The organism is Porphyrobacter sp. MBR-155 (assembly GCF_040547625.1).
Taxonomy (GTDB): Bacteria; Pseudomonadota; Alphaproteobacteria; order Sphingomonadales; family Sphingomonadaceae; genus Erythrobacter.
Map to the genome: position 1 here is coordinate 1 of NZ_JBEPQB010000016.1, position 19,683 is coordinate 19,683.

The window sequence follows — 19,683 nt, forward strand, 5'->3', positions numbered from 1 at the left end:
AGCCATCCAAAGCCCTTCGTCTGGAAGGCGGACCCCGACGAAATCATCGCCGCACGTAACCGGGGGTTCCAAACGTTGGAGTCAATCCACTAGGCATGGGCATCGCCGCAGGGTCTGTTGGGCTGTCAGAGCTTATGCAGAAGGCGCCATCTACAGATCGGACTGAAAATAATGCTCAACCGGGCCAAGATTTGGTAGCCGTGTTGGAAAACCTAAAGCGCGCTTTAGATGCGGGTTTGATTGATCAGTCTGAGTTTATCGCCGCCAAGACGAAGGCGCTTGGTCTGTAGAATCCTTAGAGAATGGTTTCCTATGAAGCTGATTGAATGCACGAAATGCGGTAGCAACGAGCTATTTGACGAAAAAGGCTATGTCGTTTGTGCGTATTGCCGGTTAAAATTTGTTCCGAGTCCCGAAGACGTGTCAAAAAAAGGGGCTATAATATCGGTCTATGACGATATTCAGGAGCTTCTTGCAAAATGCACGAGCGATCCTGAAAATAGACGGCGTTACGCCAGCTTGATATTGGATTTGGACCCAACAAACACGGATGTTTTGCGATACTTAAGATAGGGGGGAATAGAATGAAGACGAAGGATATTTCCAATCAATACGGCATTGATCAGAACCTGTTCGAGAAATTTCTGAGAGAGTCGTCTGGCATACCGTCGTGGATTGGATTGATGGGGGGGTGTCGATTGATGACGAATATGTTGATGAAGCGGTCACGGGATTCCAGGCGTATTTAATAGATCATGAAGCGCGCGTAGCAGGTGATAACGCCGAGAAGCAGCGAATGGCCGAGCAGAAGGATCTTGCTGCCCAGCAGAAGCAGCAAGCATTAGCGGGTATGCTCATTACCTCCGGGTTCAGTTTTGATGGTTACAAGATCACGAAGTATTCTGGATATATCTCCGGCGACGACGTTGTTCAAATTGACCGAGGAAGTCAGGGCTTCTTTTCGAGTGTAACCGATGTGGGTGAAAGTCTTATGACTTCATTGGCAAGCATTAGGCGTAAAGCACTGACTGAACTTAAAGAAGCTGCTTTTGATCTTGGTTGCAACGCTGTAATTGGAGTTGACTTCGACTATCTGACGCTTGACCCAGAGACTGCTAATTCCGGCGGCGGGACATTGTATCTGCCATACGTCTTTGGTGTCACCGCTAACGGAAACGCGGTCATTATTGAGAAGAGCTAATCCCTCATTGAGTTTGTTGCAAAATTATCCGATACGAATCGCCGAACTGATTGGCTGGCTATGACGATCAAGAGCATCGAGAAAATTTTGTCGGCAAAATCCTTGGGCAAGCCGGGTGGGCAGATATATCGGACCATTTCATCTCTGCCCGCTGGCGTCACTTCCGAGAAAATTTCCTCGGAAGCGACGGCCAGAGGGTATGGATACCGGATCATGCACGGCAAGATCTACGTTTATGCACCAGATTGAGTGGCTCACTGGCAAAGTTGGGGGCTTAATTGGGGGCCTATGTCGATAGCGGAAGCTGACAACGATCTGATATAAAAAGATAAAAATATCTTTATTTGAGTCCCTCCTCCCGTGGATGGCTTAAGATGCGGATGATGGCCTGATTGGCTCCATCCGGGTGCGAGTGGGCAGTATGGTCTAGGACGTCCATCTTCACGGCATTACACAAACGCTATGGCGGCACTAAGCCCATTCCGATCGCATCAACCGCTCATTCACTCCGCTGCGACGGCAAGCTCCTCTGTCACCCCGCGAAAGTGCTCCAGCGCGGCTTCAAGGTTGTCGATGATTTCCTGAGCCAGCACGTCGGGCTCTGGCAGGCTGTCGATGTCTTCGAGGCTATCGTCCTTCAGCCAGAATATGTCGAGGTTTAGCTTGTCGCGCTCGACGAGCTCGTCGTAGGTGAAGCGGCGGAACCGCTCGGTCTCCTTGCGCTCATGGTAGCAAGCGACAAAGTCATCCAAGTCCGCGCTGGCCAGGCGCTTTGTCTTGAGCGTCTTGTGGACGTTGGTGCGGTAGTCATATACCCAGAGTTCCTTGGTCTGGGCTTCGCGCGAGGCAGGGCGCTTGTCGAAGAACAACACGTTTGCCTTCACACCGGGGCTATACCAGATGCCGGTCGGCAGGCGTAGCAGGGTGTGGAAGTTGAAGCCCTCTAGCAGTCGCTTCCTAATCCCCTCTCCGGCACGGTTCGCCTCGAAAAGCACGTTGTCAGGCAGCACCACTCCGGCACGTCCATTCGCTTCCATGATAGTCATGATGTGCTGGAGGAAGTTCAGCTGCTTGTTGGACGTTGTGAACTTGAATGGACTTGTACCGGTTTTGCGCCGGTCACTTGAGAGTTTAACACTCGATCAAGGAGACCGGCGAGATGATCAAACATACAGAAGAGTTCAAGCAGGAGGCGGTGCGCATTGCGCTGACCAGTGGGCTGTCGCGGAGGCGTGTGGCGTCGGATTTGGGCGTAGGTTTGTCGACGCTGGGCAAGTGGGTGTCGCAGTACCGGCCCTCTGATCTGGTAGCCGCGCCGCAGGCAGATATGGCCCGCGAGAACGAACGTCTTCGCCTGGAGAACCGGATCCTCAAGGAGGAGAGGGAGATTCTAAAAAAGGCTACCCGGTTCTTCGCGAGCCAGCGGCCGTGAGGTTCGCATTCGTGGAGAGCTGGCGTCATTTGTGGCCGGTGGAGACGATTTGCCGGGTGATGCAGGTCAGCCCTCGTGGCTATCGTTCATGGCGCACGCGGCCGATCAGCCAGCGTTCCCGGACAGACATGAGGGTGCTGGCCCATATCCGGGAGCAATATAGTCTGAGCCTTGGCAGTGCAGCCTGCCCCGGCGCAGGCCGGGGGTCGTCCTCGCATGACAATGGAGCTCAAAGAGGCAGGTCTCGATGTCGGCGAGCGACGGGTCGGCCGACTGATGCGGATCAATGGGATCAAGCCGGTTCGCACGCGCAGGCACAAGGTAACCACTGACAGCAACCACCGCCTGGGCGTTGCGGCGAACTGGCTCGACGGCGATTTTGTTGCTGCGGCACCCAACCAAAAATGGGCTGGAGATATCACCTATGTCTGGACGCAGGAGGGTTGGCTCTACCTGGCCGTCATCCTCGACCTGCATAGCCGCCGCGTTGTGGGCTGGGCGGTCAGCGACCGGATGAAAAAGGATCTGGCGATCCGGGCGTTGGACATGGCTGTACGCCTCCGCAATCCGCCAGAGGGCTGCATGTTCCATTCCGACCGCGGCAGCCAGTATTGCTCCTACGATTATCAGAAGAAGCTGCAGGCCTACGGCCTGCGGCCATCAATGAGCGGCAAGGGTAATTGCTACGACAACTCAGCCGTCGAGACGTTCTTCAAATCCTTGAAAGCAGAATTGATCTGGCGGCAGAGCTGGCCAACCCGGCGTCAGGCGGAGGCCGCCATCTTCCAATACATCAACGGGTTCTACAACACCCGCCGCCGCCATTCATATCTGGGCGGCATCAGCCCGCTCGCATTCGAAGCCAAGGTGGCATAATGAGATCAGTGACCGGCACGAAACCGGTACAAGTCCAATCCGGTCGAGGCCCAGCCGATCCTCGTCAATCACCCCATCGACGCCATTATCGCCGCTCTTGCCTACTTTGAGCGCGGCGTTTTGATGCGACCCACCGTAGCCCATGGACACCAATAGATCGACGATGAGCTGCTCGAAGAAAAGGGGTGAGTTGTCGAGGATGCGCTGAAGAAGTTCGCCACTCAATGCAGAGTGGAGAACTGCTTGTGCTGCATAAATCTGCTCTTCAGGGGTAGCCGACGAAACGGACGCAGCGTCTGTGACTGGCTGTTCCGCTTTCGTCTGCCCTGCCGATCCTGCCTTCTGGAACTCGACAAAGCTTGGGTAGGATTTCAGCGTCTCGTTATCGATTGAGATGGGGTTCTTCGCCAGCAAGGCTCTTCCCTCGTCGCTCGCACGGAACACGCCGCGTTGGGGGCTTTCAATCAACCCTGCCCGCATCATGTGGACCTTCGCCCAATGGATACGATTGTGCAGGAGTCGCTGGCGTCCGCTGGACAGGCTCTGCTCGCGCTCTTCTTCCGAGAGTTCGAATTGGTCGGCGATAACCTCCGCCGCCTTCGGGACTCGCCAGTCGCCCTCCGCAGCGAGCTTCAGGACTGGCAGCATGAGCGTTTGGTAACTAGGTATCGTCACGCGGTCCCCCTTTCCCGAATGCCATTCCACAAAGGGACACGGATGCCAAGAGAATGCCACTCGAATGGTCGAGCCTCAAAGGTTACCACCTGCCCGATCCTCATCATCTGATCCGACAGGGCTTCACCCCTCGAAGTTACCTAATCTGATACCTAATCGGCAGGGCCGCCTAAGCCGTTACCTTTGGCTCGCAGGTTTTTCTATGAATTTCAATGGGAAGTGGTGGACGCACTAGGGCTCGAACCTAGGACCCGCTGATTAAGAGTTTGATCAGGGGGCCATTTTTGGGATGTTCAGGGGTGTTCAATTTTGCCCAGAATTGTTCTTAGATGCATTCCCTATATTACTGATAAACTTATAAGTTATGTCATAGTGTCCTGTCGAAAAATGTTCGGTTGGGTGCGGATATGGTGAGCGTTGTCCTTCCGCAAAGTGGAGCCTATATGGAGCCTATAGCGAAAAGGCACTGGCGCGAATTATGGTGAAACCGCTCAACAGGCAGGCAATCGAGACCCTGATCACACGGGCACGCATGGTCAAGGGCAAGCAGATGGAGCTTGCCGATGATCGGGTAGCAGGGTTGCGAATTCGGGCTGGCGAGCGATCCGCAACATGGCTCCTTTGTACCCGCCTGCGCAATGGCAAGCGCACCCGGATCAAGCTAGGCGCGTGGCCGGGCATGGGCCTGTCAGATGCGCGCGAAGCAGCACGGACAAAGTATATCGAAGTTGTCGAAGGCGTTGATCCCAACGAGGAGAAGCGGGAAACAAAGCGCGAGGCGGAGCGGGCGGCGCGGATGCAGCGCAAGCTTTCCGACGTGCTCGACGACTATGAACGCCTCAAGCTTTCGCAATTGCGGCGTGGGTCGCAATGCCGCCGCGCCCTCGACGGGAAATCGGGGGTACTGAAGCGGTTCGCTTCGAAAGACATCACATCGATCACACGGACCGACATCGTGGATGCCGTTCGCAAGCATGCGTAGAAGGCCCCGATGGCGGCGAACCGCAATCTGGCATACGTGAAAGCCTTCATGAACTGGTGTGTCGATCAGGAGATTGTGGAAAGCAATCCGGCAGCGACCATCAAGAAGCCCGCCAAGGAGCGCACCCGCGACCGGTTCCATTCACTCAATGAGCTTATGGAAATCTGGGATGCCATGGGAGAGCTCGGTTATCCCTTCGGCCAGCTCTACCGTCTGCTGATCGTGGTGCCCATGCGCCGTGAGGAAGTGGCGGCAATGCCAGTCTCCGAACTTGACCTCGTTGCCGATGGCGATCCCGACAACGCTGTCTGGACCTTGCCCGGCCACAGAACCAAGAGCGGCAATTCGCTGCGTGTCCCGTTGTCGCCCCTTGCCGTCGCTCTGATCCAGGAAGCCTTGGCGGCGTCGGACCGCCCGAAAAATAGCCCGTTCGTCTTCAGCATGACCGGCGATACGTCAGTGTCTGGCTATGCCAAGGCCAAGCGTCGCTTGGACCGGATCATCCGCGAGCGGCGTATTGCAGCGGCGAAAGTCGCCGGGCAGGAGCCGGTCGACATGGAGCATTGGACCATCCATGATTTGCGGACCACGTTCAGCACATTGGCATGCGAGGTTCTCGGCGCCGACATTGCAGTGGTGGATCGCATCCTGAACCATGTCGCCACCGCCACCACCTCAAAGATCATGCGGGTTTACAACAAGTCGGAGCTGTTCGAACGGCGCAAGCAGGTGATGCACGACTGGGCCGCCATGATTGAACGTGAAGCGGCGGCGAGGGCTGAACGCCTGCGATCCGGCGGTGCTATGCAGCTCGAAATGGCGTTACTGACTTGAAGTGGGGGCGCGGAATTGCTGACATTTGAGACCACTGAAGCCCTGCAATCTTGCGCTGCCAATCCCGTGTTTTCAACCGAGCCGTCTTTACGCGACCCTCGGGTCCAAACACTGCCAACAGAAAATCATTGTTGGACCGCGTTGCAGGAGCGGGGCTGGTCACTGTTGGCATGTCTTCGGATAGCAAGGCCATCCAATCGGCAAGGCGCGGTCGTCTCAAGCTCGTGAATTGATCTCGAATGCTATTTTGGATGAGACGTGCCCTACGGTTACGCGATGGCCTCGATGCCCTTCCGGTCGATCACGTCAAGCAAGCGCGCCGATGATCCGCCGGGCTTCTTGTTGCCCTGTTCCCATTGCGCGACCGTGCTGACACCGACGCCGATCATGGCAGCAAATATGGGCTGGCTCATCCGCGTGCGACTGCGGATGCGGCGGATGTCAGCAGCTGTGAAGGTGCGCTTCTTCGGCAGGCACAGCTCGTCCATCATCCGCATGGTGATGGCGTCCATAGCCCCAACGGCATGGAGGTCCTTGGCCATGTCGTGGGCCATTTCGAGAATGTCGCTCATGTTCCGCACTCCAGTTCCAAGATCGTACCTATCGCCTTCAATTCTTCGATCTGCCGATCTGTTGTGTCGATCAGGGCAGAAGCGTTTGCACTCAGCGCACTGCGTTCCCGCACAGTGATGTTAGCCCGGACATTCTTGGGGAAACCATGGAGAAAGAAAATCCGGGATGAATTGGACTTTCTGAACCCCAGGATTGTGCGGTAACCACCAGACTTCCCACCATCCTGCCGGGCAATGCGCTTCTTGAACAGGTAGCCGCCCAGATCAGCCTCAACCTGACCCGCAAAAGCTTCCGTTGCCGCCTGACACAGATCGGCGTCACTTATTTTTTCTGCAGCTGCCCAACGGCTGAACTGTTTGCCCTTGAACGCCCTCATACCAGTTCCCTAGCACAAGGTGTTAGGTTTGTCCATGCCAAGTCTGGTAAGACCCAAGGATGAGAGGGCTGCGGCACAAGCCCGCACGACCGTGTGTTAGTTTGAATTATATGACGATACAGGCCATTGTCTCGCCATTGCGTTTAGCGGCAAACATGGAGGCAAGCCGATGCCCGGAAAATTCGAAATTGAATATGGCATTCATGGCGCGGCGGTCGCTGCATCGGTTAAGCGTCTCACAGTGAACTGCTTGGCAGATGAGGAAATTGACTTCGCAATCGACAGTCTCGTGGCCGATTTGGAACGCTGCCGCAGCGAAATGAAGCGCAAGGCTATCAAGGAGAAAGATGCGATTTTTCGCCAGACGTTCGATGGTAGCTGAAGGACCGAAACAAAAGTCGTGCGCCGGTTATGTGATCTACGCGGCATCGCCGGGCGCTAAGCGCCCGGCTGCACCTCCTTGGTCTCGTCGTCGAGCGGCGTCCGCAGCACGATCCGGCCATTGATCGGCACGACCTCGAGCTGCAGCGACAGGCCTTTGCTGTCGCGGTGGAACCAGGCGGCTCCGACCTTGGTCCAGAAGGCTTTCTCGCCGCGATTGCTGACATGCCAGGCGATGAAATCCGGAGCCTTGGGCTCGGGCGCGCTGGCGGGTGCGGGTGCTTGGGTAGTGCGGGCCATGAGATGTTCCTTTCGTGTTGGTGGCTCGTTGCACCAGACAGAAGGGCCGCGCGGCAAAGGGCGCGGGGTCATGTCCTACACGGGTGACTGCTAGGAACCGGCGCGGGCCGGACATTGACCCTCGCCCGCGTGCGGCCAGTCCGGGTGCCCAAAACGAAGTCGCCACACCGAAGGGAAGCGTGGGGCACTGCCGCCTCCCAGCCCAGCCGTCAGGATCGACTCCGTATTGCAAAATGCAATACATTGTGCTAGATCAGCCTCAAGGAGATTGATCATGGCTCGTTCGACCCAGCGTAAGGATCACCCGCTGTCGATGCGGATTGCCGATGCCGACATTGCGATCATCGACCGCGCGGCGAGCCTGCGGGGGCGGTCACGCACGGAATTCATGCGCGATGCGGCTGTGCGGACGGCAGAAGAGGTGATCATGGAGAACACGCTCATTCGCATGTCGCCCGAAGGTTTCGCCGCCTTCGTCGACATGCTCGACCGCCCGGCCAAGCCCGTGCCGGAAATGGTCGAGCTGCTGAAGCGGCCTGCTCCCTGGGAATCAAAGCCTGCTGCCGAATAGGCCGCTCCCGTGCAAATCTCCGCACCCGAGCCGCTCAGCGAAGCGCATGATCTTACGTCATTCTCGTGCGGCAAGCCGTCGCTCGACAACTGGCTGCGCACCCGTGCGCTCTCAAACCAGAAGAAGGGTTTCACCGCCGTCATGGTGGTCCATGACGCGGGGAAAGTGATCGGCTTCTATGGCCTCGCGCCAACCGCCGTTGTCCCAGCCAGCCTGCCGCGTGCGATCCGCACCGGTCAATCGCCAGATCCTCTGCCCTGCCTGCTGCTGGGCCAACTGGCGACCGATGGGCAATGGCGGGGCAAAGGCATCGGCACCGGCCTGCTCAAACATGCTTTGCAGCGCTGCGCCGAAGGCGCAGCGCTGATCGGTGGCCGGGCGCTGATCGTCAACGCGGTCGATGAGGAGGCCGCGCAATTCTGGAAGCGGCGCGGGTTCTTGCCATCGAAGGATGATCCGATGGTTCTCGCGCGCTCGATTCTCGACATTGCCGCATCGCTCGAAGCCAGCGCCGCGAAGGGTTAGCCCCGCAATTTGCCGCAGCTTCAGAACAGCGACAGCTGCGCCTCCTCGCCCGCCACGAAGGTGGCGGGCGGACCGGCCATCACCAGTTCCCGTCCGGCGTGACGCACGATAATGCCGTCATAAAAGCCTGCCGGATCACCGCGCGCACGATCGCCATCCCGGCACCGATCATGATAGGTTCGCGCTATGCCTCCATAGAGGGACGGGTGCACAAGCCGGTAGGCCTCGGCTCCCGCAGGACCTGTGCCAATGCAGGCCCAGAGCTCTCCACCGTATCGGAACGGCTTGCGGATGGGCTGACCCATGCCAATACGGTCGGCGCTGTAGCTGGCCCGAATATCGCCTTCGCCGATCCGCTTCTCGCTGGCGTGGCACCACGCACCGAAAGCAAGGCGTGACGGTTCCACCGTGTGGGACAGGCCAGCCATATCAATACTCGCTCGCCAACATGATGGTCAGCACCCGCCGGGTCACGGCGGGATCGGCAGGGTCTTCGCTGCCGAACCGCAGCTCGCGGTCATAGGCATCGATCTTCCAGAACACGGTCACCGCAACATCGACAGGTCGCAAGGTCGACCAGACCCCGTCCACCCCCTGATAGATCGCCCCAAAGTCGCGCTCGCCATAGGGATCGTTGTACGGCGTGAAGGCATCGAAGGTCTCGACCAACTCGCGCAGCCGCGACTGGTCGGCCTCGGACAAAGCCCGAATGCCCTCGGTCGCCATCACCACGCAGGCGAAGCCCATGGCCCGGCGCGACAGATCATTGAGCCGTGCAATCCGCTCGGCGCGGGAGAGCACTGCGCCGCTCACGACGCAAGGCTCCCGCCGCATTCGCACAGCCGCACCAGCTCTCCGAAATCCTCGCGCTCGCCCAGCTCGTCCGCCAGCTGCTGCACCGCCACAAGCGGCAAGCCATTGTCATGCGCCAGCATGCGCAGCCAGTCCTCCCGGCACTCGGCCCCGCATGCGCGGTAATTCAAGATCAGGTCACCCATGGTCCGTTCTCCATCCGGCAAAGCCGCATCCGACACGCGGCATGCGGCTCTGCCTTCCGGCGAGGATGGGAGGGGGAGGGAAAACCCCAATCGATGCCCTGGCGCGGGCCAGCGGGCGAAGCCCGCAACACGGGGGGGTCGATTGGGGTTTGGGAACGAGAGGGCAAAGCCCTTGGCGTTCCCCTCAAGGATCGCCGCAGCGATCCGCACAAGAACGGCGCCCTTGCGCGGCGCGAAGCCGCCGGACGCCCTGCGCGCGGGCCAAGTGGGCCAGCGGGCGTCCGGCAATGAGAGAGGCAAGAGCGTCTGCGGGTCAGCTCAGGAACACCGCGCCCTCAGGAGCATGGCCAAAGGCCATGCGGGACAGAGCGCGTCCTCCAGAACCTCCCGCTCCGCTTGCACCCGCTCCTGATCGTCACCCGGATGGGCCGGGACTACAGGCCCGGTCCGCGCAAGCGGATAGAGCAGGTCACCCGGAAGGGTAGCGCCATTCACATTGCGATTCCAAGCTGCGCCGCCTAAGCTCCTGAGAGAGGTGATTTAATGCCAAAACGAAGCAGCGCACGCGTTGGAAGTGAGCTATTCATCGTCGATAACAGCGAAGATGACTGGAAAGCCCTCCGCTATCTTAAGGATTGGTGCGAACTCTCCAAAAGCATCGATATAGCATCTGGATTTTTTGAAGTTGGCGCTCTGCTTGCTTTGGATGGTGAGTGGCAGAAGCTGGATAAGATTCGTATTCTGATGGGGGATGAAGTTTCCCGCAGAACTAAAAAGGCATTTGAATCGGCCCTAGCTGCTGCATCGTCAGTGCTTGACGGAAGCCTTGAAGCAGAAAAACAAAAAAATCACTTCCTGCGAGGTGTTAGTGCAATCGTTGCCGCTTTGCGGGAGGGGAAAATCGAATGCCGAGTGTACCGCAAGGATAAGTTCCACGCGAAAGCTTACATCACCCATGCGCACATGGAAGTGGTGGGTTCCAGCGCGCTGGTCGGATCGTCAAATTTCACGTTGCCTGGCCTAACCGACAACATCGAACTAAATGTCCAGGTGACCGGCGCCCCCGTGGCTGTGCTGCAGGAATGGTACAACGAGCATTGGGACGAAGCCGAAGAAGTTACGTCCGAAATCCTCAAAGCCTTCGAACGCCATGTCCGACAATATCTGCCGTTCGAAGTGTACGCCCGGTCGCTGCAGCAGTATTTTCTCGGGCATGAGGAAACCGCCAGCGAATGGGAAAAAGATACGTCACGCATTTTTCCTGTTCTGGCCCGCTATCAGCAAGACGGATATGGTGGGCTCCTGAAACGCGCTGAAAAGTATGGCGGCGCGTTCCTGTGCGATGGCGTCGGTCTCGGCAAAACCTTCATCGGCCTTATGCTCATCGAGCGCTTCGCCGTGCACGAGAAAAAGAATGTCGCACTCTTCGTGCCCAAGTCTGCCAAAACGCCTGTATGGGAGCGCGAGCTGCGCAAGCGCTTGCCCGATGTCTTCAAAGGCTACAGCCGCCTGAAGATTTTCAGCCACACCGACCTGATGCGCGAAAAAATGCAGGAGGAGCTGGATCGTGTCGGCGAGGAAGCCGATGTAATCATTATCGATGAGGCCCATCATTTTCGAAACACGGGCACCAAGGGTGAGGACGATGGGGCCCGGAAATCCCGGTACTGGCGGCTCTATGATCTGGCACACGGCAAGCAGATGTTCATGCTCACCGCGACCCCCATCAACAACCGCCTCACAGACTTCCAGCACATGGTGGAACTCTTCACCCAGCATCAGGCCGACCATTTCGCGGGCGGCACGCTCGGCATCCACTCCCTGCCGGGATACATCCGTCAGCTCGAAAAGAAGATCGAGGCCGAAATTTACGGCAAAACTAGCGGTGAGGAGCAGCTTGAGCTCAACAGCGCTGCCGCGTCCATACGCTTGTCAGCTGATCCGCTGTTCGATGCGCTCGTTGTTCAGCGTAGCCGCAGCTATGTGAAGGAGAGCATGAAGCGCGAAGGCGACGGGGAGGTGATGTTCCCAGAGCCGCGCAAACCGACCGTCGCAGAATATTCCGTCCGGCAAACCTACGGCAAGCTGCTCGATATGGTAGCCGAAGCCTTCCACAAACGTGACCCACTATTCGTGCTCGGCATCTACAACCCATATGCCTATTATAAGGGCGATAGCGAGGAAGTCGCCACCGCGCTGGAGCGGGGCCGACTTAAGCAGGTCGTTGCACTGATCCGCACCAGTTTCCTCAAGCGCTTCGAAAGTTCAGCAAAGGCCTTTGAGCAATCCTGCTGGCGACTTATGATGAAAATGCTCGCGTGGATGGAAGTCCACTGCGAGACCGAACACGAAAAGGCATCGCTTACCCGATGGAAACGCAAGCACGCCAAGCTGCTTGACTATACTCCGCAGAAGGATATGTTTGACGAGGACGAGGTAGAAGACGACCTGGTTCCGCCTGAACTGTTGGAAGCGGTCGTCAAGCTTTCCCGCGAGGATTTCAAGGTCGAGGAGATCATTGCCGACACGCTCGCCGATCTCGAGCAGGTTGCGGATTTCCTCAATGAACTGGAGAAATTCAAACCGAGCCAAGACCTTAAGCTGAAAAAGCTGATCCAGATGCTCACCAAGGACCCGGTGCTATCCAAGCATAAGGTTCTGATCTTCTCGGAGTTCGGTGACACCGCGCGTTATGTGGCTCAGCAACTCAAGGAAGCGGGCATAGAAGGCGTCGATCAGATTGACAGCGGCACCAAGGGCGACCGCGCGACAGTAATTCAGCGCTTCGCCCCCTACTATAACGAAAGCTCCAGCGCCGAGCAGGGCGACAAGGAAATACGAGTGCTTGTCTCGACCGACGTCCTGTCGGAAGGTCTGAACCTTCAGGACGCCACGCGTCTGATCAATTATGACCTGCACTGGAACCCTGTGCGCCTGATGCAACGCATTGGCCGTGTTGACCGGCGCATGAACCCGGCCATCGAAGCTCGGATTATTGCCGATCACCCGGACCAGAAGGACCTGCGCGGCACCGTCGCCTACTGGAACTTCCTGCCGCCCGATGATTTGGACGAACTGCTTCGCCTCTACGGCAAGGTGGCGCACAAAACCCTGCGGATCTCCAAAACGCTCGGCATCGAAGGAAAGCAGCTGCTGCGCGAGGACGACGATTACGAAGACCTGCGCAATTTCAGCGAACAGTACGAAGGCCAACGCAGCCCCGACGAGAACCTGCACCTTGAATGGCAGGACCTGCTAAATGCCAATACGGGCTTGGATGAAAAGGTCAGCGCCTTTCCCAACGGCATTTTTTCCGGAAAGCAGAACCTCAAGCCCGGCACCCGGCAAGTGTTCTTCTGCTACGCACGCCCTGCGCATGACAAGCCAGCCAGCGACGCTTCGGGCGAAGACGTCTGGACGGTCGAGGCCGGTGACGTGCAATGGTATCTCTATGATGTTGCATCGGGAGACATCCGCGAGGATGCGCCGATGATCGTCGGCTCCATTCGCTCTACCCCAGAAACGCCGCGTGTTACGCAGATGGAGGAAGCCAAGCTGTCCGACATCCGCATCGCGGTGGAAAAGCACATCGCCAAATCCTTCCTGCGCAAGGTCCAGGCCCCGCTCGGCGTCAAGCCGGTGCTCAAGGCGTGGATGGAACTGAACTGAGGCCTATCAAAAAATGACGGACATCACCGCCGAAGAACTGGCCAAGGTCAACAGCTTCCCCCGCCTTGTCGATCTGCTTCGCGACAAGCTTGAATGGCCGATCCCCGAGGATTACGGGCTTGAAGACGTCGTCTTCGAATATGAGCCGCACGAACTCGGACTGAAGAACGATGACGCGGCTAAGCTGCGCGAAATCCATCAGCTCCGTCCGCTCGTGACCAACCAGCCTTGGGGCATCTCCTTCCTCTCGTTCGAGAACAAAACCATGTCGGTCACCGTGCTGCGCCGTATTCTGCGCGCACTAGTGGTGAGCAAGCGCGGCGAAAGCAAAGGCGCGGAGCGCGCTGCATGGGACAAGCGAGACCTGATCTTTGCTGCCAATTTCGGCAAATCGGGCGAGCGGGAACTAGCGTTTGTCCATTTCAATGACGGAGCCTCGACCGGCGATCTGCCGGTCATGAAGGTGCTAGGCTGGAATCCGCGGGATACGGTCCTGCATAATCGCTATGCGGCGAGTATGCTCTCAAAGCAGCTCGCCTGGCCCGATGACCAATCGGACCTGGCGGGCTGGCGCAACCAGTGGGCCAGCGCATTCTCGGTCGGCGACCGCGAAGTCATCACCACTGCGCAGGAACTTGCCAAGCGACTTGCCGCTCTCGCTGGTGATATCCGTGCTCGGGTCAATCAATTGCTCGATGCCGAAACGGAAACAGGCCCGATGCGGGTCATGCTCAAGGCATTCCAGAAGAACCTCATTCACGATCTGGATGACGATGGCTTTGCCGATATGTTCGCCCAGACCATCTGCTATGGTCTGCTCGCGGCAAGCATTTCCAGTGTCGACGATGAAGGACGCAGCGTCATTGTTGCGGATCGCCTCGAGAACATGGTGCCGCGCACCAATCCGTTTCTCAAGGAGCTGTTCTCCAGTTTCCTTCACCTCGGCGGCCGAGACACGAGCTCGGCGCTGGACTTCGACGAGCTTGGCGTTCGCGACGTTGTCGACATGCTCAATCAGGCCAAGATGGGCCGCGTGCTGGAGGATTTCGGCAACCGGAACCCCAAGAAAGACCCGGTGATCCACTTTTACGAAGACTTTCTGGGCGAGTATGACAGTGACCAGAAGGTCGACGCGGGCATCTTCTATACCCCGCCTGCGGTGGTCGGCTTCATTGTTCGCGGTGTTGATGAAATGCTGCGAACCGAATTTGACCTGCCGCTAGGCCTAGCTGACACGACAACTTGGGGCGAATTGGCTGCCCGCAACAAGAAAATCACTGTTCCCGGTCACATCGATCCGGATCTTGCCTTCGTCCGGATCCTCGACCCTGCCACCGGCACTGGCACCTTCATCGTCGAGGTTATTGATCTAATTCACAAGCGGATGGTCGAGACGTGGAAGGCCGAAGGCAAATCGGCCGCCCAGATCAAGGCGGCGTGGAACGACTATGTGCCGCAGCACCTGCTGCCGCGCATCACCGCCTTCGAGCTCAAGATGGCGGCCTACTCCATCGCCCATATGAAGATTGGCCTGAAACTGTTCGAGAGCGGATATACCTTCGGCTCGGACGAGCGAGCGCATATCCTGCTCACCAATTCGCTTCAGCCACCGCGCGATCTCGATTTGGACGAACGCGCTAGACAGGTAGCGTTCGCTCAGGAAGCGGAACGGGCCAATGCAGCCAAACAATGCGGGCACTTTACCGTCGTGGTCGGAAACCCGCCATACAAGGGCCACTCGATGAACCCGAGCAAGGTCAAGGGCAAGCTGACCTTTGCCGGTGAGATCATTCAACGGTTCTTTCAGGTGCGCGGCACGCCGCTGGGCGAAAAGAACCCGAAATGGCTGAACAATGACTACGTGAAGTTCATCGCCTTGGCCATGAGGCAGATCGAGCGTTCGGGCGCAGGGGTAATGGGCTACATCACCTCAAACAGCTGGCTGGACAGTCCCACCTTTCGTGGTGTGCGCACCGAGGTGATCGACTGCTTTCCGCAGCTTCGGATTGTTGATCTCCACGGCAACATCAACAAGCGTGAAGTCGCACCAGATGGGTCTCGAGATGAAGGCGTGTTCGCCATTGAGGAAGGCACCAACATCACGATTGCCGGTAGACTTCGATCTGAAGGGGCAATCGCGCAGCACGACTTGTTGGGCAAAGTTGGCGAAGGCGACAACGACGGCGGAAAGCTTGATTGGTTGGAGCACCACCGCTTGGCAAACGCCAGCAATCCGTTGACGCCGCTTCCGCCCATTTATCGACTAACGCCTATGGCAACGACGGTCGGTGGAGAGAATCCTTTGCAGGCCGAATTTTACAGCCACAAAGGTCTGGCAGAAATTCAAGTGGTCAACAGCGCGGGCATTGTAACCGCTAACGATGATCTCTGTGTGCAATTCACACCCGCCGAAATGCTTGCAACGGCAACTGAATTCCTCGCGAGGGATCTGACAGATTTGTTGGCGGAGCGGGACCGGCTCGGCGGACCATCCGAATGGAAGCTGGAAATCTTCTCAAACCCGTTGACCATCAAAGTGAGGAAGAAAAAGGAACCGCGCGACTGGCAAGTCGAATATGCACAGAATGATTTGAGGGGTCTGAAGTCGCTGCAAGATCACATCGTACCAATTTCATACCGCCCATTCGACATACGCAGTACCATTTTCACCGGAAAGTCACGTGGCTTCCAATGCATGCCTCGGCCAGAGGTTATGGATCAAATGACTGATGCTGACAGTCTGGGAATGGTGACAACACGGCAGCGTACGCAAGCTACCGGCGACTGGGCCAATGTGCTTGTTGCTCCTACCCGGAGCGAAGGCACTTATATTTCCAACAAAACCGGTGAGATAAATTACCTATTTCCGCTTTGGCTCAAACCCTCAGTCGGCGAAGCACATCGCCGACCCAACATCGACCGCGGCTGGGCGCAAGGTGTCAGCCAAGCCCTCAACCTGACCTACGACGATGGCATTCCGCGCGGGCAGCAGGGCAGTCTGGGCAAAGACTTCATCAAGCCCAAGACAGAACAGATTGGACTTCTCGATACACCAAGGGACGGGCGCGGCGACCTGCGCCAAAGTATCGGGCCGCGTGATCTGTTCGACTACAATTATGCAGTTCTGCATGCCCCCAGCTATCGCAGCCGCTATGCCGAATTCCTCAAATCAGCCTTCCCGCGCATCCCCACGCCGGGATCGCGCGCACTGTTCGCCGATCTCGTATCGCTGGGCCGCCAACTGGTCGGACTGCATTTGCTCAAACCCGAGGAGGCCCCGGCGCTCGAAACACCCGAAATCCGCTTCTGCGGCAACGGTGAGGCGCGGGTCGGCAAGGGCTATCCCGAATACGAAAACGGCAAGGTCAAGATCAACGCTTCCCGCTGGTTCGAGGATGTGCCCAAGGCCACGTACGAGTTCCACGTCGGCGGCTACCAGCCTTGCGAAAAATGGTTGAAAGACCGCGCCGCCAAGGGTGGCAAGAACCCCTCCGAAGGCCGCGTCCTCACCGAAGACGACATCCTCCACTACCGCCGCATGGTTACAGCCCTCACCGAAACCCGCCGCATCATTGCCGAAATCGACAAGGTGATCGAAACCCACGGCGGCTGGCCGGGGGCGTTCAAAGTGGAACGGGAGGCATAGACCGATGGCGATGCGATCCGCGATCCATTACCCGGACTCAAAGGTCCGGTCCCCTCAGGCTATGGCATCCGCCATGCTCCTTTGGGACAAGCTGCGAGTCATCGTCCCTTTCGCCGGTTACCGTATCGAATACAGCAATTCCGAAATGGCCGGGGCGTGGGAGCTGATTGGGAAGCCGCTGGTTCCCGACGACGCTAACAAGCTACAGGCGCACAAAAGCATCGAAGCGATGCTGGCCGCGGGCATGCCCCGGCAGATTCAATATCGGGAAGATTTGCGTCTTGACCGTCCTTACGAAATCTGGCCGCAAAAGCTGAACCATGAAACTTGGCACATGCTAGCAGAACACCGCATGACGGCGGGTCCGTTGGCAAACGGTGACTATCCGTTCGAGCATGAAGCGGGGATCACCATCATGGCAAAGTTGGCCGATGCTTGCGCAGGGTCAACTTTTGCCCGCGTAACGGACAAGATGTTGGCCTATGGCCTGATCGGTGACCGCGATGAACCCGTACTGGCACAATCGCATGTCGTGCCCATAACCCTCGAACTGATCGATGCTAGCGCAATTTCCCTCGAAAAGTTGATTGATTTCAGGAGAAGAGAGGAGCGGGAACGGAGGGGTGGAGACTACAAGGCATGGAGGCACGCTTACGCTGATGCAGTGCAATCACATGTCGCCCGTCTGCGCAGCGTCCAAAGTGACAACCAACGCGACCAGATCAACGATGAATTTCGGGACGATATGGCTCGCCACCTGAGCGAGCTGAAGCGTGCCATAGGCATCGCCAAGACGGAAATGGTGCTCAAGCCAGTTGTAGTGAGCGCAGCAGTTGGAGTTGGCGGTTTCCTCGCGGCGGGACCGTTCGGTGCTTTGGCTGGTGGATTGGCGGGACTTGCTGCTGAGCCAGCTCTGAGGAGTCTGTGTGACATGTTCAATGCTGGGATTGGCTTCAACGAGAAACAGCGCAAGGCGATGGACAAGAATCCGATGGCCTACATGTATCAACTTTCGAGCGCGTAGGCGCATTCTCTATACCGTATTTTGGCATGTTTTGATGTTTACCAACAGCATATTATTGGGGCAGCTGAATGGATATTTCACCCGACAAGCAAAATATCGACGAGTTGTTTGGCACGACTGCCTACTATATCGATTTCTATCAACGCGATTACAAGTGGACCGAGGAACCGGTCCGCCGCCTTCTCGATGACATCTTCTACGCGTTCGATGTGGCATATGAGGCGAACAAGGCGCTCGATCCTTCTCCTGAATCGGTGGCAGCCAAGTACCCCTGGTATTATCTCAACACCTACGTCACCAACACGATCGATGGCCGTGTTTATGTCGTCGACGGCCAGCAACGGTTAACGACCCTGACCCTCATCTTGATTTATCTGCTTCACCGTGCGGATGCAGATAAATCTATGCTGAAAGGCTGGATAAGCAGCAAGATTGCCGGGCAAGCAGGATATCAAACGCAGTTCTGGATGAACCACGAGCGCCATACCGAAACACTGCAAGCACTGTTTGATGGAGCTGCGACGATTACCGTCGACACCGGCATCACCGCCGAAAACATGGCAAACAACTATAGCCTGATCGCGCGTTATCTGGCTGAACGGTTGACGGATTTACACCGCCTCGAGACTTTCGTTTTTTACTTCTTGCGGCGGCTCGTCCTGATCAACCTTTCAGTAGAGCAAACCGACGTGCCAATGGTTTTCGAGGTAATAAATGATCGCGGCGTGAAGTTGAGGCCCTACGAGATTCTAAAGGGAAAGCTGCTCGGACAGATCGACAAGCTCGAACTGGAGTCAGGAAATTTCAACGAAAAATGGGAAGCCTGTGTTGGACGGGTCAACCAGCATGCGGACGACGAGATCGACGCGTTTTTCGTCTATTATCTCAAGGCAAAATTCGCTGATACGCGAAAGACGGGGCAGCGCTTCGACAATGATTATCACCGTGAGATGTTCAAGCCAGACCTCAAGAAGGCCCTAAAACTTGAACGGAATCCAAAGCGCGTTAAAGAGTTCTTGAGCAAAGAACTTGAATACTACACCAAACTGTATGATCGGTTGTTAACGCTCGCTTATGACGAGGAGCTCGAATACGAGGCCGTCTACTACAATGGCCTCAATGAAATGGACAGCCAGTACCTGCTGATCCTCTCAAGTTGCACGGTCAATGATCCGGAAGAAGATCAGAAAATTCAGCTCGTTTCGCATCATGTTGACAGACTTTTTTCACTCTTGCGACTGCAACGCTCATACGACAGCAATGAATTCTCAGATGCAGTATTTGAAATTTCGCTTGGTATTCGTGGTAATTCGGCTAGCGAAATTCCCGATATATTTGAAGAAAAGCTGATCGACCTTTTGTCAAAGCGCAGGGGTACTGAGGTAATTCACTCCTTCGAATACGGGCAATTTCGCAACACATCCATCACTGATATTCCTACACGCTTTACCCGCTATTTCTTCGCAAGGGTCGATCGCTTGATCGCTAAAGAGACAAATTCTGGCGAAAAGCATCCTTTCGGCGACCTAGTGGATTGACTCCAACGTTTGGAACCCCCGGTTACGTGCGGCGATGATTTCGTCGGGGTCCGCCTTCCAGACGAAGGGCTTTGGATGGCTG

The 19,683-nt window shown here is 56.9% G+C and carries 19 protein-coding genes and 2 pseudogenes; 13 read left to right on the forward strand and 8 right to left on the reverse strand.

Translation table 11 applies throughout. From position 1 onward, the window contains the following. Positions 1–95 precede the first annotated feature (95 nt). The 3 genes from ABIE62_RS14355 (at position 96) to ABIE62_RS14365 (ending at position 1,450) form a co-directional block, all read left to right on the forward strand. Entirely contained in the window at positions 96–290 is a 195-nt protein-coding gene (locus tag ABIE62_RS14355) for an SHOCT domain-containing protein (protein ID WP_354327038.1), read from the forward strand. A 380-nt stretch (positions 291–670) separates the two neighbouring features. Next, entirely contained in the window at positions 671–1,201 is a 531-nt protein-coding gene (locus ABIE62_RS14360) for a YbjQ family protein (protein ID WP_354327040.1), read from the forward strand. A gap of 60 nt (positions 1,202–1,261) precedes the next feature. Continuing rightward, entirely contained in the window at positions 1,262–1,450 is a 189-nt protein-coding gene (locus ABIE62_RS14365; RefSeq protein WP_354327042.1) for a hypothetical protein, read from the forward strand. A gap of 254 nt (positions 1,451–1,704) precedes the next feature. On the opposite strand, the pseudogene ABIE62_RS14370 reads toward ABIE62_RS14365, so the two are convergent. Next, positions 1,705–2,271 (reverse strand): annotated as a pseudogene (locus ABIE62_RS14370) (HsdM family class I SAM-dependent methyltransferase); the annotation flags it as partial. A gap of 89 nt (positions 2,272–2,360) precedes the next feature. On the opposite strand from ABIE62_RS14370, the pseudogene ABIE62_RS14375 reads away from it, so the two are divergent. After that, a pseudogene (locus ABIE62_RS14375) lies at positions 2,361–3,509 on the forward strand (IS3 family transposase). Here the strand turns inward: ABIE62_RS14375 and ABIE62_RS14380 are convergent. Further along, entirely contained in the window at positions 3,459–4,184 is a 726-nt protein-coding gene (locus ABIE62_RS14380; RefSeq protein WP_354327044.1) for a restriction endonuclease, read from the reverse strand. The pseudogene ABIE62_RS14375 and the gene ABIE62_RS14380 overlap by 51 nt on opposite strands. A gap of 550 nt (positions 4,185–4,734) precedes the next feature. Between ABIE62_RS14380 and ABIE62_RS14385 the strand changes: the two genes are divergently transcribed. Both ABIE62_RS14385 and ABIE62_RS14390 read left to right on the forward strand, forming a co-directional pair. Beyond that, on the forward strand, positions 4,735–5,166 hold the full coding sequence (locus ABIE62_RS14385; RefSeq protein WP_354327046.1) for an integrase arm-type DNA-binding domain-containing protein: 432 nt from the start codon (positions 4,735–4,737) through the stop codon (positions 5,164–5,166). Positions 5,167–5,175: 9 nt separating this feature from the next. Then, positions 5,176–6,000: a tyrosine-type recombinase/integrase gene (locus ABIE62_RS14390; protein WP_354327047.1), complete on the forward strand. Its 825-nt coding sequence runs from the start codon at positions 5,176–5,178 to the stop codon at positions 5,998–6,000. Positions 6,001–6,269: 269 nt separating this feature from the next. Here the strand turns inward: ABIE62_RS14390 and ABIE62_RS14395 are convergent, their stop codons facing one another. Further along, positions 6,270–6,572: a helix-turn-helix domain-containing protein gene (locus ABIE62_RS14395; RefSeq protein ID WP_354327049.1), complete on the reverse strand. Its 303-nt coding sequence runs from the start codon at positions 6,570–6,572 to the stop codon at positions 6,270–6,272. After that, positions 6,569–6,949, reverse strand: coding sequence for a type II toxin-antitoxin system RelE/ParE family toxin (locus ABIE62_RS14400; protein WP_354327050.1), 381 nt, complete (start codon positions 6,947–6,949; stop codon positions 6,569–6,571). Before ABIE62_RS14400 ends, ABIE62_RS14395 begins: the two co-directional genes overlap by 4 nt. 169 nt (positions 6,950–7,118) lie before the next feature. On the opposite strand from ABIE62_RS14400, the gene ABIE62_RS14405 reads away from it, so the two are divergent. Then, complete coding sequence (locus ABIE62_RS14405) at positions 7,119–7,331, forward strand: hypothetical protein (RefSeq protein WP_354327052.1); 213 nt, start codon at positions 7,119–7,121, stop codon at positions 7,329–7,331. Positions 7,332–7,387: 56 nt separating this feature from the next. On the opposite strand, the gene ABIE62_RS14410 is transcribed toward ABIE62_RS14405, so the two are convergent. Then, the gene (locus tag ABIE62_RS14410; protein ID WP_354327053.1) at positions 7,388–7,630 is read right to left on the reverse strand and encodes a hypothetical protein; all 243 of its coding nucleotides are present in this window, start codon (positions 7,628–7,630) and stop codon (positions 7,388–7,390) included. Between the two features lie 274 nt (positions 7,631–7,904). Here ABIE62_RS14410 and ABIE62_RS14415 point away from each other — a divergent pair, with 274 nt between their 5' ends. Beyond that, on the forward strand, positions 7,905–8,201 hold the full coding sequence (locus ABIE62_RS14415) for a type II toxin-antitoxin system TacA family antitoxin (RefSeq protein WP_354327054.1): 297 nt from the start codon (positions 7,905–7,907) through the stop codon (positions 8,199–8,201). A 9-nt stretch (positions 8,202–8,210) separates the two neighbouring features. Then, a complete protein-coding gene (locus ABIE62_RS14420; protein ID WP_354327055.1) occupies positions 8,211–8,726 on the forward strand; it encodes a GNAT family N-acetyltransferase in 516 nt (171 codons plus the stop codon). 20 nt (positions 8,727–8,746) lie between these two features. Here the strand turns inward: ABIE62_RS14420 and ABIE62_RS14425 are convergent, their stop codons facing one another. From ABIE62_RS14425 to ABIE62_RS14435, 3 genes are read right to left on the reverse strand one after another with little or no spacing between them, the layout of a single operon-like run. Further along, the gene (locus tag ABIE62_RS14425; protein ID WP_354327057.1) at positions 8,747–9,133 is read right to left on the reverse strand and encodes a hypothetical protein; all 387 of its coding nucleotides are present in this window, start codon (positions 9,131–9,133) and stop codon (positions 8,747–8,749) included. Between the two features lie 22 nt (positions 9,134–9,155). Next, on the reverse strand, positions 9,156–9,539 hold the full coding sequence (locus ABIE62_RS14430; RefSeq protein ID WP_354327059.1) for a DUF3768 domain-containing protein: 384 nt from the start codon (positions 9,537–9,539) through the stop codon (positions 9,156–9,158). Further along, complete coding sequence (locus ABIE62_RS14435; RefSeq protein ID WP_264392712.1) at positions 9,536–9,724, reverse strand: hypothetical protein; 189 nt, start codon at positions 9,722–9,724, stop codon at positions 9,536–9,538. The genes ABIE62_RS14430 and ABIE62_RS14435 overlap by 4 nt, the downstream gene beginning before the upstream one ends. A gap of 543 nt (positions 9,725–10,267) precedes the next feature. On the opposite strand from ABIE62_RS14435, the gene ABIE62_RS14440 reads away from it, so the two are divergent. The 4 genes from ABIE62_RS14440 to ABIE62_RS14455 all read left to right on the forward strand — a co-directional run bounded on the left by ABIE62_RS14440 (position 10,268) and on the right by ABIE62_RS14455 (position 19,601). Further along, a complete protein-coding gene (locus ABIE62_RS14440; RefSeq protein WP_354327060.1) occupies positions 10,268–13,393 on the forward strand; it encodes a helicase-related protein in 3,126 nt (1,041 codons plus the stop codon). A 13-nt stretch (positions 13,394–13,406) separates the two neighbouring features. Continuing rightward, complete coding sequence (locus ABIE62_RS14445) at positions 13,407–17,039, forward strand: type ISP restriction/modification enzyme (RefSeq protein ID WP_354327061.1); 3,633 nt, start codon at positions 13,407–13,409, stop codon at positions 17,037–17,039. Positions 17,040–17,100: 61 nt separating this feature from the next. Continuing rightward, positions 17,101–18,063 carry a hypothetical protein gene (locus ABIE62_RS14450; protein WP_354327062.1) on the forward strand — a complete coding sequence of 321 codons (963 nt, stop codon included), beginning with the start codon at positions 17,101–17,103 and terminating at the stop codon, positions 18,061–18,063. A gap of 68 nt (positions 18,064–18,131) precedes the next feature. Further along, on the forward strand, positions 18,132–19,601 hold the full coding sequence (locus ABIE62_RS14455) for a DUF262 domain-containing protein (RefSeq protein WP_354327063.1): 1,470 nt from the start codon (positions 18,132–18,134) through the stop codon (positions 19,599–19,601). The last annotated feature ends 82 nt before the right edge of the window (positions 19,602–19,683 follow it).